General features: G+C 72.7%; 16 protein-coding genes. 8 read left to right on the forward strand and 8 right to left on the reverse strand.

Annotated elements, in window-relative coordinates; genetic code table 11:
- Positions 1-113 precede the first annotated feature (113 nt).
- Both ABTX81_RS32785 and ABTX81_RS32790 read right to left on the reverse strand, forming a co-directional pair.
- On the reverse strand, positions 114-710 hold the full coding sequence (locus ABTX81_RS32785; RefSeq protein ID WP_350553276.1) for a choice-of-anchor C family protein: 597 nt from the start codon (positions 708-710) through the stop codon (positions 114-116).
- A gap of 399 nt (positions 711-1,109) precedes the next feature.
- Positions 1,110-1,268, reverse strand: a complete 159-nt coding sequence (locus tag ABTX81_RS32790) for a helix-turn-helix domain-containing protein (protein WP_350553400.1) — start codon at positions 1,266-1,268, stop codon at positions 1,110-1,112.
- Between the two features lie 17 nt (positions 1,269-1,285).
- On the opposite strand from ABTX81_RS32790, the gene ABTX81_RS32795 reads away from it, so the two are divergent.
- From ABTX81_RS32795 to ABTX81_RS32805, 3 genes are all read left to right on the forward strand, one after another.
- A complete protein-coding gene (locus ABTX81_RS32795) occupies positions 1,286-1,564 on the forward strand; it encodes an FG-GAP repeat domain-containing protein (protein ID WP_350553402.1) in 279 nt (92 codons plus the stop codon).
- A gap of 149 nt (positions 1,565-1,713) precedes the next feature.
- A complete protein-coding gene (locus tag ABTX81_RS32800) occupies positions 1,714-2,289 on the forward strand; it encodes a hypothetical protein (RefSeq protein ID WP_350553278.1) in 576 nt (191 codons plus the stop codon).
- Between the two features lie 177 nt (positions 2,290-2,466).
- Entirely contained in the window at positions 2,467-3,132 is a 666-nt protein-coding gene (locus tag ABTX81_RS32805; protein ID WP_350553280.1) for an HAD family hydrolase, read from the forward strand.
- Positions 3,133-3,169: 37 nt separating this feature from the next.
- On the opposite strand, the gene ABTX81_RS32810 is transcribed toward ABTX81_RS32805, so the two are convergent.
- Complete coding sequence (locus tag ABTX81_RS32810) at positions 3,170-3,736, reverse strand: AraC family transcriptional regulator (RefSeq protein WP_350553282.1); 567 nt, start codon at positions 3,734-3,736, stop codon at positions 3,170-3,172.
- A gap of 153 nt (positions 3,737-3,889) precedes the next feature.
- Here ABTX81_RS32810 and ABTX81_RS32815 point away from each other — a divergent pair, with 153 nt between their 5' ends.
- The 3 genes from ABTX81_RS32815 (at position 3,890) to ABTX81_RS32825 (ending at position 6,157) form a co-directional block, all read left to right on the forward strand.
- The gene (locus tag ABTX81_RS32815) at positions 3,890-4,144 is read left to right on the forward strand and encodes a hypothetical protein (protein WP_350553284.1); all 255 of its coding nucleotides are present in this window, start codon (positions 3,890-3,892) and stop codon (positions 4,142-4,144) included.
- 222 nt (positions 4,145-4,366) lie between these two features.
- The gene (locus tag ABTX81_RS32820; protein ID WP_350553286.1) at positions 4,367-5,362 is read left to right on the forward strand and encodes a GlxA family transcriptional regulator; all 996 of its coding nucleotides are present in this window, start codon (positions 4,367-4,369) and stop codon (positions 5,360-5,362) included.
- Between the two features lie 33 nt (positions 5,363-5,395).
- A complete protein-coding gene (locus tag ABTX81_RS32825; protein ID WP_350553288.1) occupies positions 5,396-6,157 on the forward strand; it encodes an MBL fold metallo-hydrolase in 762 nt (253 codons plus the stop codon).
- 124 nt (positions 6,158-6,281) lie between these two features.
- On the opposite strand, the gene ABTX81_RS32830 is transcribed toward ABTX81_RS32825, so the two are convergent.
- The 4 genes from ABTX81_RS32830 to ABTX81_RS32845 all read right to left on the reverse strand — a co-directional run bounded on the left by ABTX81_RS32830 (position 6,282) and on the right by ABTX81_RS32845 (position 10,228).
- Positions 6,282-6,764 carry a hypothetical protein gene (locus tag ABTX81_RS32830; RefSeq protein WP_350553290.1) on the reverse strand — a complete coding sequence of 161 codons (483 nt, stop codon included), beginning with the start codon at positions 6,762-6,764 and terminating at the stop codon, positions 6,282-6,284.
- 436 nt (positions 6,765-7,200) lie between these two features.
- Positions 7,201-8,091: an AAA family ATPase gene (locus tag ABTX81_RS32835; protein ID WP_350553292.1), complete on the reverse strand. Its 891-nt coding sequence runs from the start codon at positions 8,089-8,091 to the stop codon at positions 7,201-7,203.
- Between the two features lie 156 nt (positions 8,092-8,247).
- On the reverse strand, positions 8,248-9,021 hold the full coding sequence (locus tag ABTX81_RS32840) for a hypothetical protein (protein WP_350553294.1): 774 nt from the start codon (positions 9,019-9,021) through the stop codon (positions 8,248-8,250).
- Between the two features lie 190 nt (positions 9,022-9,211).
- A complete protein-coding gene (locus ABTX81_RS32845) occupies positions 9,212-10,228 on the reverse strand; it encodes an RICIN domain-containing protein (RefSeq protein WP_350553296.1) in 1,017 nt (338 codons plus the stop codon).
- A 449-nt stretch (positions 10,229-10,677) separates the two neighbouring features.
- On the opposite strand from ABTX81_RS32845, the gene ABTX81_RS32850 reads away from it, so the two are divergent.
- Together ABTX81_RS32850 and ABTX81_RS32855 are read left to right on the forward strand one after the other, a co-directional pair.
- Entirely contained in the window at positions 10,678-11,211 is a 534-nt protein-coding gene (locus ABTX81_RS32850) for a hypothetical protein (protein ID WP_350553298.1), read from the forward strand.
- 623 nt (positions 11,212-11,834) lie between these two features.
- Positions 11,835-12,671 (forward strand): barstar family protein, encoded by an 837-nt coding sequence (locus tag ABTX81_RS32855; protein WP_350553300.1) that lies wholly within the window; start codon positions 11,835-11,837, stop codon positions 12,669-12,671.
- A gap of 426 nt (positions 12,672-13,097) precedes the next feature.
- Here ABTX81_RS32855 and ABTX81_RS32860 read toward each other — a convergent pair whose 3' ends face one another.
- Complete coding sequence (locus ABTX81_RS32860; RefSeq protein ID WP_350553302.1) at positions 13,098-14,786, reverse strand: alpha/beta fold hydrolase; 1,689 nt, start codon at positions 14,784-14,786, stop codon at positions 13,098-13,100.
- Positions 14,787-14,788 lie beyond the last annotated feature (2 nt).

Here is a 14,788-nt window from a genome sequence, read left to right on the forward strand (position 1 = left end):
ACCAGCGCCTGCCCGGCGAGCCCGACCAGGGCCGGATCACCCGGGCGCAGCAGCCCCGCCGCCTGCCCGGCGGCCCGGCTCCCGCCGGGCCGCCGGCCGTCAGGCGGGGCCGCTCACCCGCAGCAGGGCTTGCACTCCGTCACCTGGACGTTGTCGATCACCGGGCCGTACGCCCCGGCGACGGTGCTGGTGAAGCCCAACGTGGTGGACGAGCCCTGCGCGACGAAGGTGAACTGGCGCCCCACGTAGCCCATGGCGGTCCGGGTCCGGCCGGTGACGTCGAAGGAGAAGTCCTGGAAGTTCTGGCCGTCGATCAGCGCCCGGCCGGTCTTCAGGGCCGGCCCGCCGCCGGGGTTGCCGGCCAGCGCGTAGGTGACGGAGTAGGTGGTGCCCGGGACGGTGGTGAAGCTCTGGGTGACGGCGCCGTTGGTGCCGCCGTTGAGGTCCAGCGACTGGTCGCCCTCGGCGGCCTGCCAGAACCCCGCGCCGATCAGGTCGACGCTGCCGGCCGTCACGGTCCACGGCCCGATGGCCTGACCGGCGGTCAGATTGGTGAAGGCGTTGGCCGGGGCCTTGGGCGTCTCGAAGCTGCCGTCGTCGAAGTGGCTCAGGGCGCGGTGGCCGCCGGCGGCCTGGGCCGGGACGGCCAGGGCGGTGGCTCCGGCGACGAGCAGGGCGGCGACGGCGACTCGGGCACGCGGGAACGACATGAAGGGCCCTCCAAAGGCTGGTGGACGGATCAACCGACGATCGGTTGAGCACAGAGCGTCCGCCGTGGCGGTGATCCCTGCCAAGACCGGACGGATGGCGCCCGGTGGCGCGCGGACCGGCGCGCGGGCCCTCGCGCGCCGGTTTGGAAGGTCCCGGGCCCGCCGGACGGGGCCTCGGGGGCGCCCCGGAGGGTTCTCCACGTCCGAATGCGGTCAGGCGCACCCTCCCGCACGGGGAGTGTGACGAGCCGCGCACACCCCCCTCGCACCACGCACCCTGCCGCGCGACCGCCGGGGCCGCCGGGAACGCCGGGAAACGGCGAACACCCGAACCCCAACGCCGGCGCCGCCTCCCCGCCCGCCGTCGAGGGCCGTGGAGTTCACGCCGACGGCGCCCGTTCAGGGCGGACCGCCCACCGCACCGGTCGTTCCCGCGCGGCGCAGCGCGTCCGGCGTGTCGCCGTACCAGCGGCGCACCGCCCGGCGCAGGGCGCGGGCGTCCGCGTAGCCGCTGCGCGCCGCGATCGCGTCGACGGTGAGGTCGGTGGTCCGCAGCAGCCGGACGCAAGCGCGAGCTGGTCGCCCGGTTCGACGACGGCTCGCTGTACCTGCTCCCGGGCAACGGTGACGGCACGGTCGGCGCGAAGGTGAGGATCGCGAGCGGCTGGCAGATCTACGACACCGTCCTCGCCCCCGGTGACGTGAACGGCGACGGCAAGCCCGACCTCCTCGCCCGCGATGCCACCGGCACCCTGTGGATCCACACCGGCACCGGAACGCTCAACGGCAACGCCACCTTCGCGGCGGCGGTGAAGAGCGGCTGGGGCTTCTCCACCACCGACCTCATGATCTGATCCCCTCACGCACCCCCCTGGCGCACCCCCTCGCACGCCCCGCCGCCGCGCTCCGAGCCGCGGCGGCGGGGCGTGCCGTGCAGGCGGAGCCCCGACCGGTATGACGGACCGCCACCAACCCGGTGTGCCGGACCGGGCCGCGGGGCATCATGGACCGCACGACAGGGGCGGGGGCGATGGCGGTGCCGGTGGACCACGAGCCGTACGAGATCCGCGGGGACACAAGGGGCTCCGCCGCGTTCGGCGGCGTCGTCGCCATCGCGCTGGGCCTGGTGGTGCTCAACATGATCCTCTCCTGGGACGATCCGCCGGTCGCGGCGCTGGTGTTCTTCTGGGCCTTCTGCCTGCTCTGCGTGGCGGGCGGCCTGCTGGGCCTGGCCGCCGTCCTGCGCGGCACGCTGGTGCCCGACTTCCGGATGGACGCGGCCGGCTTCCACGCGACGGGCGCCCGCTTCCACGCCCCCTGGCCGGAGATCCAACTGCTCGAGATCGGCACCGTCGAGGTCCACCAGCTGGACTTCGAGCGGCTCCGGGACTCCGGCTACCGGCAGCGCCGGGTCTTCTGGGTGACCCGCGGCGACCTGCGGTACGAGTTCCAGATCGTCCACGAGCGCCCGCTGCCGCTCGACGAGATCCACCGGGGCGTGGCCCGCTTCGCCGGGGAGGTGCCCGTCCGGGCGCTGGAGTCGGTCGAGCGCCGCCCCCAGTGGAGCCGCCGCGCCTGACCGCCGCCCTTGACCGCCCTCGACCGCCCTCGACCGCCCCTGACCGCCGCGCCCGGCGCGGGCGGGGCGGGCGGCGCGGCGGTGCGACGGCTCCGTCGGTCATGGTGTTCTGTCGACGCGGCGCGCCCGTCGCCGGCTGAACACGCCCCGGACACCCGAAGCGAAGGACGAACCGCCGTGAACGAGCTGCACCGTCTCCACGCCGATGCCGTGCTCTTCGATCTCGACGGCACCCTGGTGGCCACCGAACACCGCAGCCGCGCCGCCTGGACCCGGCTGTTCACCGCCCACCACGTGCCCTGTGACGACGCGGTCCTGGCGACCTTCACTGGACGGCGCGGCCACGAAGCCCTCGCCGACCACCTCCACCACTTCCCGGGTCACACCGTCGACGAGCTCTTCGACGAGGCCGTCGGCTACCTCAGGGGCTCCGACAGCCCGCCGCCGTTCGCGGTCCCCGGCGCCGTCGACCTCCTCGCCGACCTGCACGCCCACGGCGTCCCCCTCGCCGTCGTCACCTCCGCCCTGCGCATCCACGCCACCGCGATGCTCGACCACGTCGGCGGCGCCGGCCTGTTCCGGGTCATCGTCACCGCCGAGGACGTCAGCGCGGGCAAGCCCGATCCGCAGGGCTACCTCGCCGCCTGCCGGGCGCTCGGCGTCCACCCGGCCGACGGCCTCGCCTTCGAGGACGCCCCGGCCGGCGTCCTCGCCGCCAAGGGCGCCGGCCTGCGCTGCGTGGCCCTCACCACCACCTACGGTCCGAGCGACCTCGCCCAGGCCGACCTGGTCGTGCCCGACCTCACCGCACTGCGCTGGACCCCGTCCGCCGAAGCGAACTGAGACCGTCCACCCCCGTCGACCACCGCTCCGTCCCGCGTCAGTGGACGGGGACGCAGATCTCGCACAGGTGCCGGGCGAGGAGGCTCGGGCGGTAGCGCTCGAGAACGGGACGCGCGGCGTCGAAGGCGAAGCCCTGGGCGGCGAGGTCGCCGAACAGCCCGCTCCAGGCCTCTGCGAGGGCCTCGGAGGTGTGCGCGACGGTGAGGACGGCGTGGCGGCCGCCGGTGAGACGGCTTTCCCCGATCTCGGGGTCCTGGAGGTCGGTGTCGTCGGAGACCAGGAGGCAGGTGTCGTAGCGGCAGGCGTGGGGCGGGGTGCGGGCGGGGTCGTCGCGGGCGATGCCCAGCACGGCGGTGTCGGTCCGCAGCAGATCGCGCTCGGCGGCCCAGGACTTGAGCTTCTCCATGTGGACCGCGTTCGCCGCGCCGTAGGGGCCGACGCGCCTCAGGTAGGCGATGCGGGATTCCGGCATGTCTTCCAGTGTGAACATTTCCTCGTTCTCCGTTCGTATGGCGCGGAGAGAACGGTAGCAACGTATAAAAATGCCTTTAAGGGCCTTTGAAATACATTTCTGGAATTGCTGCCCGTCGGCCCTGTGCGCCATGGCCCCCGCACCGCACCCACGCCCCTGACCGATCAAGGTCGGCCGTCACACATCTGTCGGACAGTCACATCAGTTGCTACAGTCCCTCCTTGCAGTGACACAGCACGTGCACCGAACCCCCACGCAATCCACCAGAGAATGTGGAGAACAGCCATGGGTTCGCTCCCTCGCCGCATTGCCGCCGTCACCCTCACCACGGCGGCCCTGCTCGGCCTCGCGGGTACCGCCACCAGCGCGTCGGCCACCACGATCAGGTACTTCAAGGCCTACGGCGTCAACCCGTCCGTCGCCGCCCCCCGGGCCTGGGCCGCCGCCCACGCCGCGGGGTTCACCGATGACCAGTGCAGCCAGGAGAACGAGGTGATCTCGCCCGGATACTGGCAGGTCATCGTCACCTGCGTGCGCTGACCGCCCGCACCGCCCGCGCCACCTGCTCCGCCCGCGCCACCTGCTCCGCCCGCACCACCCTGCTCCGCCCGCGAGGCAGCCGACGACCGTCGGCTGCCTCGTCGGCATTTCCCCCCGGCCCGCCCGGCCCGCCCTGCCTGCCGGCGCCGGTCGTGGCCGGTGGCCGGATCTGACAGAACCCCGGCATTGCGGCCATGGCGCGTGCGGCGGAAGGATCGCCGTATGCCCGAACCGCGCGCCGTCGTCATCGCGGCCTTCCCCGGAGTCGAACTCCTTGAGGTGACCGGCCCGGCGGAGGTCTTCTCCGTCGCCTCCCGCCTGCTGGAAGGTCACGCACCCGCCTACCGGGTCGAGATCGCCGCCGTGCGGAGCGGCCCGCTGCCCACCGCCGCCGGGATCAGCCTGGTCGCCGAGCGGTCGCTGGCCGAGCTGCGCCCGGGCGTGGACACCCTCCTGGTGGCCGGCGCCATGGAGAACGACGGCGGCCGCTACCGGGCCGTCGTCGATCCCGAGGTCGTCGCATGGCTGGCCACCGAGGCCCCGGCCGCACGGCGCGTCGGCGGGGTGTGCGCCGGCGTCCACCTCCTCGCCGAGGCCGGACTGCTCACCGGCCTGCCCGCCACCACTCACTGGCTCACCGCCGACCACCTGGCCGCGCGGTACCCGGACATCGCGGTCGACCCAGAGCCGATCTTCATCCGCGCCGGGCGGATCTGGACCTGCGCGGGCGTGACCGCGGCCCTGGACCTCGCCCTCGCCATGGTGGCCGAGGACCACGGACCGGCGATCGCCCTCGACGTCGCCCGCGCCATGGTGATGTACGTCAAACGCCCCGGCGGGCAGACGCAGTTCAGCGTGCCGCTCTCCCTCCAGGCGAGCGCCGACGACCGCATCGACGAACTGCGGCGCTGGATCGACGACAACCTCGCCGAGCGGATCCCGGTCGAGGCGATGGCCGCCCGGGTGCACCTGAGCGTGCGCCACTTCGCCCGGGTCTTCCGCGACTGCACCGGCCGCACCCCGGCCGACTACCTGGAGGCGGTCCGGGTGGAGGCGGCCCGCCGCCTGCTCGAGGAATCCGCCCGCAGCCTGCCCGACATCGCGGCTGCCAGCGGACTCGGGTCGGTGGAGACCCTGCACCGGGCCTTCCGCCGCCGCCTGGGCGCCACCCCGGCCGAGTACCGGCGCCGCTTCCGGCCGCATGCCACCGCCCGCTGAACCATCCCCTTCGCACGTCGAGGAGCCACCCCGTTGTCCCGCACCAGAATCCTGCCCATCCCGGTCCTCGGCCGGCACGCCGTCAACGCCTACCTCCTGCTCGGCCGCCACCCGGTCCTCGTCGACGCCGGAACGCCCGGCAGCGGCCCGCGGATCGTCGAACAGGTCGCCGCCCACGGCGTCGACCCGCGGGACGTGCGCCTGGTCGTCGTCACCCACGGCCACATCGACCACTTCGGCTCCGCCGCCGAACTGCGCCGCCTCACCGGCGCGCCGATCGCCGCGCACGCCGCCGACCTGGGCCCCTACCGCACCGGCCGGGTCCGCGAACCGTACCTGCCCACCGGCCCGATGGGACGGCTGATGGCCCGCAGTCCGAAGCTCCACGAACAGGCCGAACCCTTCGAGCCCGACATCGTCCTCCACGGTGAGACCGGCCTCGCGGACTTCGGCGTCGAGGGCCGCGTCATCCCCACCCCGGGCCACACCGCGGGCTCGGTCTCCGTCCTCACCGACGACGGCGACCTGGTGGCCGGCGACCTCATCGCCAACTCCTTCATGGGACTCATCGAGAGCCGCCCCGCCAACCCGCCCTTCCACGACGACCCGCTCACCAATCTCGCCAGCCTCCGCGCGATGCTCGCCCTCGCGCCCACCCGCCTCCACGTCGGCCACGGCACCCCCCTCGACCCGGCCCGCGCCGCCCACTGGGCGGCGGCCGAACAGCGCCGGCTCCACCGCCGGGCGGCCCGCGCCCGCCTGCGGACCAGGCCGCTGGAGCCGGACGGCACATGACGGTTCCTCAGTCCAGCTCCGATGCGGCGGGTACCTGCTCGTTGATCTGCCCGAACGGGACGTGGGGCCGGGATCGGCAGGGCGGCGCCCCTCGGGCCCGCCCTGCCGACCTCCGGGGGCCGGATCAGGATGCCTGAAGGATCCTGGCCCACTTGTAGGTGAAGACGTCGTCGTCGTGGAGCCAGGTACTGCCGGACCAGAAGTAGGACTTGAAGATTCCCGAGTCTCCCGGCGTGGTCGAGACGTCGAGTCGGGCGCCCACCATCTCCCACTGGTCGGCGAACTCCTGGTCATAGGCCACGGAGAAGGAGTTGTAGCCGGCGTCCCGGGCCTTCTCGCAGGAACCCGTCCGCCAGCCGCTGTGGCCCGTGGCGCCGTTCTGGATCTCGCTCCCGGACCACGTTCCGGTCTTGAACTCCCCGTTGATGGGCGCGATGTTCGGGCTACTGAGCGTCACCCACCAGATCTGGTGGCCACCGGCACCGGAATCGGTGCCCGTGGTCAGCGTCCATCGCCCGTAACAGGTGGTGTCGGCCATGGCCGTGCCCGACTGCAGCGGGACGGCGGCTGCCAGAAGGCAGCCCACCATCGCTGCCACGCCTGCCATACGTCGTGTTCTCATGATCGGATACCTCCCGAAGCGTTGATTCCCACGCCCTGCCGGCACCACGGGTGTGCGGGGGAGAGCCGGCAGTGGCCGAGGGCTTGCCGAGATGGGCCGGACCGCTTCCAGCGGGGCACAGGCGCCCGGGCCGCAGTACCAGCACCTCAAGGTCTCACACCTTCGTGCACGTCGCATCCAGTCGCGGCCCGGGTCGTCCCCGATCCCGCACCGCTCCCGGACGCCGACTGGACCACACCCGCCGCGCATGCGATCAGCCCTGGGCGAGAACACCGCCCACGAACGCCCAGGATCTGGTCGGCCCCGGCCCGGACCTGCGCACCGCACACAACTGACCGAACGCCACCACAGGCTGGCTGCTGCTGCACCGCGCACGTTCGTGGAGGGGCGCCGGAGGGCGAGCCCGGACACGTCGGTCGTGTCAGGCGAACTCGAACTGCGCGGCGGCTTCGGCGGGCGCGGTTGCCTGGCGGCGTCCGGGGACGTCGTGGACGGCGGTTGCGCCCTCGGAGCGCAGTTGGTCGGCGGTGGCGTGTCGGGCCATGATCGCGGCGTAGGAGCGGACGTCTGCGGCGGTGATGTCAGTGCGGGCTCGCTCCGCGTGTTGCTGGAGGAGGTCGGTGGGGTCCGGGTCGAATCGCAGTATGGTCACCGGGGCGTCGAAGCGCCTGGCCAGGGCGATGAGTCGTGCGCGCGCCTGCGGGGTGACGTTCGTGGACTCGGCGACTGCGCTGTGTCCGGTCGCGAGCCTGGCGGCGATCCTGCGGTCGCGTTCCTCGAAGATCCGTCCGTCCGCCGCCTCCGAGTCCGCGTCGGCGGGTGACGTGCCGAAGAGTTCCGCGCGGATCCCGTCGCTGGACACCACGGCTTCCGCGTCGATCTGCCGACGCTCGATCAGTGCCCGAACGAAGCTGGTCTTGCCCGAGGCGGGAGGGCCGACGAGGATGACCAGTCCCGCGGGCACACGGATCGGCCCGGAGCCGCCCGGCGCGAGAGCGTCGAGGTAGAGGTCGCCTGCGCAGTCGAGGGCCTCTTCGGCGGAGCCGGCAGGCAGGCCGCTCGGCAGGACGTTGTCCTTGTAGGTGTTGCTGCCGGCCAGATGGAGGGCGAAGCCCCAGGTGTGCAGCACGCCCGTGAAGCGCAGGCGACACAGCGGGACGATCCGCTCGCCGGGCAACTCGGCCGCCACGTAGGCGAATCCGGAGTGGAAGCGGACCGTGATGGCGTTCACCTGCGGCCATCGCTCACGGGCGCGGTGGTTCAGGCGCTGACGGAGGTGGTGCTGCATCGATTCCGGGGGGTTCTTCGGCACGGGTCCATCCTGCCGTGCGGCGCGTTGGCCCGCCCTGATCATCGACCTCAACTCCCTGTCCACCTACCTGCCCACCCCTCCCGCGAGGTCCGGGCACATGACCACCGAGGCCCGACGGTCGTTCGCCGGTGCCCTCACCCCGTGGCCCGGACCCGGCTACGAGGGGGATTCCGTCAGGGCCGCGAGGTCGACGACCTGGTCGGCGGGTGGAGCGGTCACGAAGACGGGCAGGTCGTAGGCGCTGAAGTCGACCTGGAAGTCGTAGGCCTGTGTCTCCACGCGGACGGGACGCGGCGGGCCCTGCTTGGCGATGTAGGCGATGAACGGCGGCTCGTCGGGGCTCGTGACGAGGAAGCTCATGCTCCTCGTCCCGCCCACCGACTCTCCCGCGCCCGAGAGCGTCTGGGTGGCCGGGGCCGTGGTGCCGACGACGGGGACCGTCGTCAGGTCGCAGAACCCGCCGACACCGTCGAGTGTGCGGCCCGCGGGCAGGCGGACCCAACGGCCGCCGAACCTGGAGGCGATCGCTTCGCCCCACTCGCGGGCGAATGCCTGGGGGTCCATCCTGACGAAGGTCTCGCCCTGGACGCGCGCGATCCGGCTGGGGCCCTGCCCCTCCTGGATCGTGGTGGCGGTGCAGTTGCCCTCGCGATCGGCTGACACGGTGAAGGTGGCACGGTGTTCGTCCTTGAGGGCGAAGCCCGTCATGGTGACCGAGGCGGCCTTGCGGAATTCGGCTTGCGCCGTCTCCAGGAGGAGGGGCCCGGTCATGGACTCCAGCCGCTCGTCCGGGCCTGCCGTGGCCGTGGCGTCGGCCGGTGACCACGCACCGCCGGCGGCCCGTACGGTCGCGGCGGCGACGGCGATGACGAGGGACAGGGCGAGGCCGGTGGTGAGGGCCGCCCGGGTGGCGCGCGGGATCGAAGTCACTCGGTGATGCCGTCCTGCTGATCATGTGTCCGAACAGACGGGAACGATGCCGGTCGGGCCGGCGCCGCGTCAACCGGTACGTCGTACGACATCCGGTCGTTCCTCCGACCGGAGGCGAACGGGGGCTCGCCGAGCGGCGGGCCGGGACGGAGAACCCGTCCCGGCCCGCCGTGCCGCGGTCGGCGGCCAGTCAGCCGACGGCGTCCACCAGGAACCTCTGGCCGGCCGCCTCCGTGCAGCGCTGCTGGGCGATCTCGGCACCGGCCTCGGCACCGGCCTCGGCATCGACGTCGGCGACACCGAGGCACAGGCCGTTGTGCACCACGCGGATCCGGTAGCCCTCCGCCCCGGAGCGGCCGAGAGGCTCGAACAGGAAGTGCTGGCTGGTCCGGTCCGCCGAACAGCTCTCCCAGGGCCAGGGTTCGAGCAGGCCCTCGACCACGTGACCGCTGCCGAGCGCCGTGAGGCAGCCGTCGCCGTGGACCGGATGGCGCCATTGGATGTAGAAGGAGCCGGTGCGGCCCACGGGGACCAGCGAGGTCTCCGGCGGCGTGGCACCGGCGCACTCCCGTTGGACGGCGACCTCGCTGCGGTAGCGCCCCAGGCGGTCGTGGCCGTCGGTGACGCACAGCTGCGGGGCGGACGCCGGCCGGATCCGCGAGAGGCCCGCCGCCGGGGCGGGGCCGGTGCCGGGGGACGCGGTGGCCGGGACGGCGAGGGACGCCGTGGGGCCGGCCCCACGCGCCGGTGAGTCCGGCTCGCTGCCGCCCTCGGGCAGCAGCGCCCAGGCGCCCACGGCTGCCAGCATCAGCACCGCGCCGACGGCGACCGCCAGCGTCCGCCGGCCGCCCCCGCGCCCTCCCCGCCGCCCGTCGGGAGGCAACGGCAGTCGGCCGGACGGCTCCGCGCCAAGCGGCGCGGAGGCCGCGGCGGCGGTGGCCAGCCGGTTCCTGGCGCCCAACCAGACGGCGGCGCTCTCACCTCTGCCGCAGGCCCGCACGAACGCCAGCACCACCTCCGGACGCGGCAGCGAATCCCGGCGCAACATGTCCGCAGCGGTACTGCGCGCCAGCACGTCCCCGGACTGCTCGGCATTGAACTCCAACTGCCGGTAGGTCAGGCCGGTCTGTTCCTTGAGCCGCCGCAGGCAGTCGACGAACTCGGCGGCGGTGTACGCCTCTTGCGGCAACGGATCGTGTGTCTCCATGCCCCGCCATCCTTGTCCCGTCCATGGCGGACAGCAATCCGGGATTCTGCCAATCCCCGTCACCGCGACCCGCCTCCGGGCCGGCCCCGCCCCGCCCCGCAGCGCCACGCGAGCGGCCAGGACGGCGACCAGGCCGCCTTTCCGGATCAAGAGGGCATCCGATCAACGTTTGGGCAGCGATGCCCGATTCGCCAGGTTGGGTGGCGAGGGGCGCTTGCGCGCCATGGGCTCACCTCCTCGGCCTCCGCTGGAGCGCAAGGACTCCCCGCCAGTCCTGTTGCGGGGTGGTCGCGAGACATCGCAGACTGATAACAGGCAGCCCACACAGGCCAGGTGGACCCCTTCTGAAATCCCACCCGCACCTAGTTTCCAGCGGGTGGCATGGCGCGCGCTCCGGCGCGATTCCCAGACGATTCTGGAGATTACCCAGAACTGGAGAAGCAGACACCATGAAGCTGCTGACAGAGATCGACAACATGGTTGCCACCGGAAAGCTGGTGGCTTCGGCGGACGACCAGGCCGTCATAGATATTGTCAAGGCTGTGATCAAAAGTAGTGCTTCGGTTTCGTTCTACCTGACCCGCGCCCAGGCTGAAGCCATCAAGGAGTGGCTCTGGACGCCGGAGCGAACCCGCCGCGCGGGACTCCGCCTGATATCTGAAGAGGAAACCGAAAGGATCAGGGCGGAACTGGGTGTCGAAGTTGCAAACTTCAGGTTCTCCCCGATCGAGTGCGACTGCGGGCACACCTACGATGCATTTGACTTCATCCAGCAAGGGATTCGCGAGCACGGCCTCGATGCCGTCACGTCAGTATTCTCCCTCAAGAATTCGACCCTCCTTCAGGTGAATCCCAAGTTCGTGCCAATCTGCCCCGCCGACAACCAGAACCTATTGGCACGAAGCAATGGTGGCATAACGTATGAATCCCCTGACTACGGTGGTTGCAGCTGTTGTGCAGAAGTCTTGTTCAACGAGTCGTAGAGGGCATCTGACCTACCGTGCGGGCGGTAGCTCTCGGGCGAGTGACCGGAACGCGCGCCGTGTCGCTCGTCCCCGGTCGTCCCAGGAGGTGTCGATCCCGGTGTCGAACAGCATCGCCGCCTGGGGCGGCCTGCGGCCCTCAGAGCCCCTGTCGGGCGACTTGGCTGGCAGGGAGCGTCAATCCGAGCACGCGATATTCGGAGGGCTTCGGCGTCAGCGAGCCGTAGGGTTGGCGCGCCGAGACAGCCTGGTGACCGGGGAGAAGCGTGCGGTCTGAGGAACACGTGGGATGGAAGCGCGACTTCCCAGTCCGGTATCTCCTGGTGCGGGGAGATATCGGCGATGCGGAGGAGGGCGTGTTGTGGGGGCGGTGCGCGGAGGTCGAAGGTCTGTTCGTGGACCCGCCTCCGCTGTCGCGAGAGGTTCTGACGCTTCGTGGCTGCCCGCGTGAGAGCCTGCTGGCCCAGGCCGTCACGGACAGCGCTCAGCCTGTGCGGCTGCTGGGGAACGGGACGCTCTGGATCGAGCCCACGGACCCCTCGAACGGCGGGCCTTTCCGAATCTGGGACCTGGAGGATATGGCCGTCCTGGCCCAGTGGCCCACGCCCGGTGATCCCGCGCGGGTGGACATCGTCGTAGGCACCGGCGTCAGGGAGGACGACCTCTGCGGCAGCAAGCAGCTGCCTGCGAGCCCTCGGTTCGACCTGTGGCTCCCATCGCTGTCGGAGAGCGGTCCCTCGGGCAGCTGCCGCTCCGTTGCCGGCCTGCTCACCCCGCGCCCCCGGCGGCCGAGCGAGCCCGTGCACCTGATCGGCTGCGAACCCGCCGAACCGCTGCTGGCCCTGCTGCGCCGTCCCCTTCCGCGGACGGGCGATTCGATCGCGCTCTGGCGCCTCGACCGCCATGGCCGAACGATGACCAGGCACCGCCTCGACCTGCACATCGTCGAGGCGCGGCCGTCCGTTCTCGGCGGAAGCCTGATCGACGTCACCCTCTCCGACCCCGGGGACGACCGCCCCACCCTGGCCGCCCGCCCCGTCTGGGAGATCTGGTCCGACGGTGTTCCCGCCCGGCGTAACCAGTGGGCACAGTTCGACGCCAAGGGGCAGTCCGAGTGGCTGGACCTCACCCGCACCGGCTCATGCGGGCCGCACGGCCTCTCCGGCGGGACGTACGACCTGGACGGACGGCACATCACCGGCAGGACCGGCATGCTCCTGGCGCTCGGCGAAGCACTGCTCGGCCCCGGTGCGAACTACGGGACATGCCTCGACTCGGTGGCGGACTGCCTGGGCGGCGGCCCCTCCGTCGTCCCCCCGTTCACCCTCGTCTGGCACCACGCCGATATCGCCCGCCACGCCCTCGCCGGGCACATCCTCTACCATCTTGGCGGCCTGTCCTATTTCGAGGCGACCGTGAACCTCCTCCGTAAGTACGGCGTCACCGTCGTACTCCGGTAAGGGAAACGACGGGTGATCCCGCCTGAAGACGGCGCGGCAGAGCTCGTCTTGGACGATGTCCTGCGCGGCGCCGCGCGCGCAGCCCGGCATGGGCCGGCTGCGTCGCTCTGCTTCTGCCGTTCGGGGCCGAGGCCGCCACCTCGGGGAAGGTGCCCACCGGTTGCACCGGGACGGTGTTCTTTGACCCCACCGGGGCGGTTGACGGGCAACGGGTTCGTGACGCTGTCGGGTACGCACCGCTGCTCCGTGCCCGTGCGGATCTCGGCGCCCGCGAGCCCGTGATCCCGCCTCGGGCTGCCGCGCTGCGGGCGTCGCCGGGGGACCTGGACCCGGCATGGCCGACGGCTCACCTTGCGAGGTCATCGTTGGATTGACGCCTCGGACCTGTGAGGGTGTTGCGTGGCCTTGCCCGGGAATGGCGATTTGTCAGCCTGCATCTTCAGCTCCCCTCCTTCCTCCTGGCGCGTCCTCAAACACTGACTTGGCCTCGAACAGCACGGCGGCCCCACCGTCGAAGACGGCCCCTGGCCGGTGGCGGGTGCAGACCGGGTCGGTGTCCGGCAGGCGGCCGGAGGCGAGGTAGGCGTTGACCGTGTCGTCCACGCAGGCGTTGCCGTACAGCCCGTAGAGCCCGTGCTGGTCGGCGCCCTGGAGGGTCAGCAGGCGTGAGGAGGGCAGCATCCGGTGCAGGGCGACGGCGTCGCGGTGGGGGGTGCGCGGGTCGCCGGTGGCGGAGAGGATCAGCGCCGGGGCGTCGCGGCGCACCTCGACGGGCGCCTCGCGCGGCGCGTCCCAGAAGGCGCAGGGACTGATGTTGCCGAGCAGCGGGGCGAACAGCGGGTGTTCGGCGCGGCCGGCCTCGATCCGGCGCCAGTAGTCCTCGGGGTCGCGGGGCGCCGCGCGGTCCGCGCACAGGACGGCCTGCATGGCGGTGCCGATCTGCGCCCCCGGCGGGCCGAACAGGAAGCGCAGCAGGGCGGCGGTCGGGGCGGAGGGGGTGGCCGGCCGGCCCGCCGCGGCGTCGGCGAGCAGCGCCATCTGCTCGGCGAGGGCCGCCCGTTGCGGGTCGGAGTCGCCCTGGAGACCCACGAAGAGCAGCACCGGCGCCCGGGTGTCGTCGAGTGCGAGGGCGTCGGCGCCGGTGCCGACGACGAGCGGGCGGGCCGCGGCCGCCTCGACGGTGCGCAGGATCCCGGCGGCGACCTCCTCACGGGTCCGGCCGAGCCCGTAGGTGTCGTGGCGGGCCGCCGTCCAGCTCGCCCAGTCGGCGAACGCGTCCTCCTGTCCGGCCAGTTGGTGCGGGAGGAGCGCCGGTCCCGAGTGGCGCGGGTCCGGCGCGCTGTCCAGGACCGTCCGGTCGAGGCGGCCGGGGAACAGCTGGGTGTACACCGTGCCGAGGTAGGCGCCGTAGGACAGGCCGAGGAAGGAGATCCTGCGCTCGCCGAGCGCGCCCCGGACCACGTCCAGGTCCCGGGCGGCGTCGCGGGTGCCCGCGTAGGGCAGCAGGTCGCCGGCCGCCGAACGGCACCTGGCCGCGCGGTCCCGCTGGAGGGCGACCTGGCGGTCGAAGGAGGCACGGCCGGTCCCGGCGGAGAAGAAGCCGCCGTCCGGCCAGCCGCAGTCCACCGGGGTGCTCCGGCCGGCGAAGCGCGCGTCCACCCCGATGATGTCGAAGCGGCCGGCGGTCTCCTTGAGCGCGGCGTGCACCCGGGGCGGCGCGCCGAGCGTCGGGGCGCCCGGGCCGCCGTCGTCGAGGAGCAGCGCGCCGATCCGGTGGCGGGTGTCGGCGGCCTCGATCCGGGAGAGCGCCAGGGTGACGGTGCGTCCGCCGGGATCGCCGTAGTCCAGCGGCACGGTGGCCTCCGCACAGCGGGCACCGGCCCGTTCGAGGTCGGCGCCCACCTCGTCGTCCGGGCCGAGGGCGCAGCCGTGCCAGTCCAGGTGCTGCCCGTAGTAGCGGTCGAGCGGCCCGCGGGCGGCGGTGTCCGCGGGGGCGGCCGTGGCGGCGGTCACGGTCAGACAGGCCGCGAGGGCGAGGCCGGCCGTGACGGTACGCCGGCGGGCGCGGGGCGGCCGGGCCGCGCGACCGGTGCGGCCGGGACGGGGGTGGGACATGG

Source organism: Kitasatospora sp. NPDC097605 (genome assembly GCF_040302725.1).
Taxonomy (GTDB): Bacteria; Actinomycetota; Actinomycetes; order Streptomycetales; family Streptomycetaceae; genus Kitasatospora.

What these genes read in the sequence shown, in the direction of transcription:
- ABTX81_RS32785 (WP_350553276.1), bottom strand. Translation starts at nt 710, where the DNA reads ATGTCGTTCCCGCGTGCCCGAGTCGCCGTCGCCGCCCTGCTCGTCGCC.
- ABTX81_RS32800 (WP_350553278.1), top strand. Translation starts at nt 1,714, where the DNA reads ATGGACCGCACGACAGGGGCGGGGGCGATGGCGGTGCCGGTGGACCAC.
- ABTX81_RS32810 (WP_350553282.1), bottom strand. Translation starts at nt 3,736, where the DNA reads ATGGCGCACAGGGCCGACGGGCAGCAATTCCAGAAATGTATTTCAAAG.
- ABTX81_RS32815 (WP_350553284.1), top strand. Translation starts at nt 3,890, where the DNA reads ATGGGTTCGCTCCCTCGCCGCATTGCCGCCGTCACCCTCACCACGGCG.
- ABTX81_RS32820 (WP_350553286.1), top strand. Translation starts at nt 4,367, where the DNA reads ATGCCCGAACCGCGCGCCGTCGTCATCGCGGCCTTCCCCGGAGTCGAA.
- ABTX81_RS32830 (WP_350553290.1), bottom strand. Translation starts at nt 6,764, where the DNA reads ATGGCAGGCGTGGCAGCGATGGTGGGCTGCCTTCTGGCAGCCGCCGTC.
- ABTX81_RS32845 (WP_350553296.1), bottom strand. Translation starts at nt 10,228, where the DNA reads ATGGAGACACACGATCCGTTGCCGCAAGAGGCGTACACCGCCGCCGAG.
- ABTX81_RS32850 (WP_350553298.1), top strand. Translation starts at nt 10,678, where the DNA reads ATGAAGCTGCTGACAGAGATCGACAACATGGTTGCCACCGGAAAGCTG.
- ABTX81_RS32860 (WP_350553302.1), bottom strand. Translation starts at nt 14,786, where the DNA reads ATGTCCCACCCCCGTCCCGGCCGCACCGGTCGCGCGGCCCGGCCGCCC.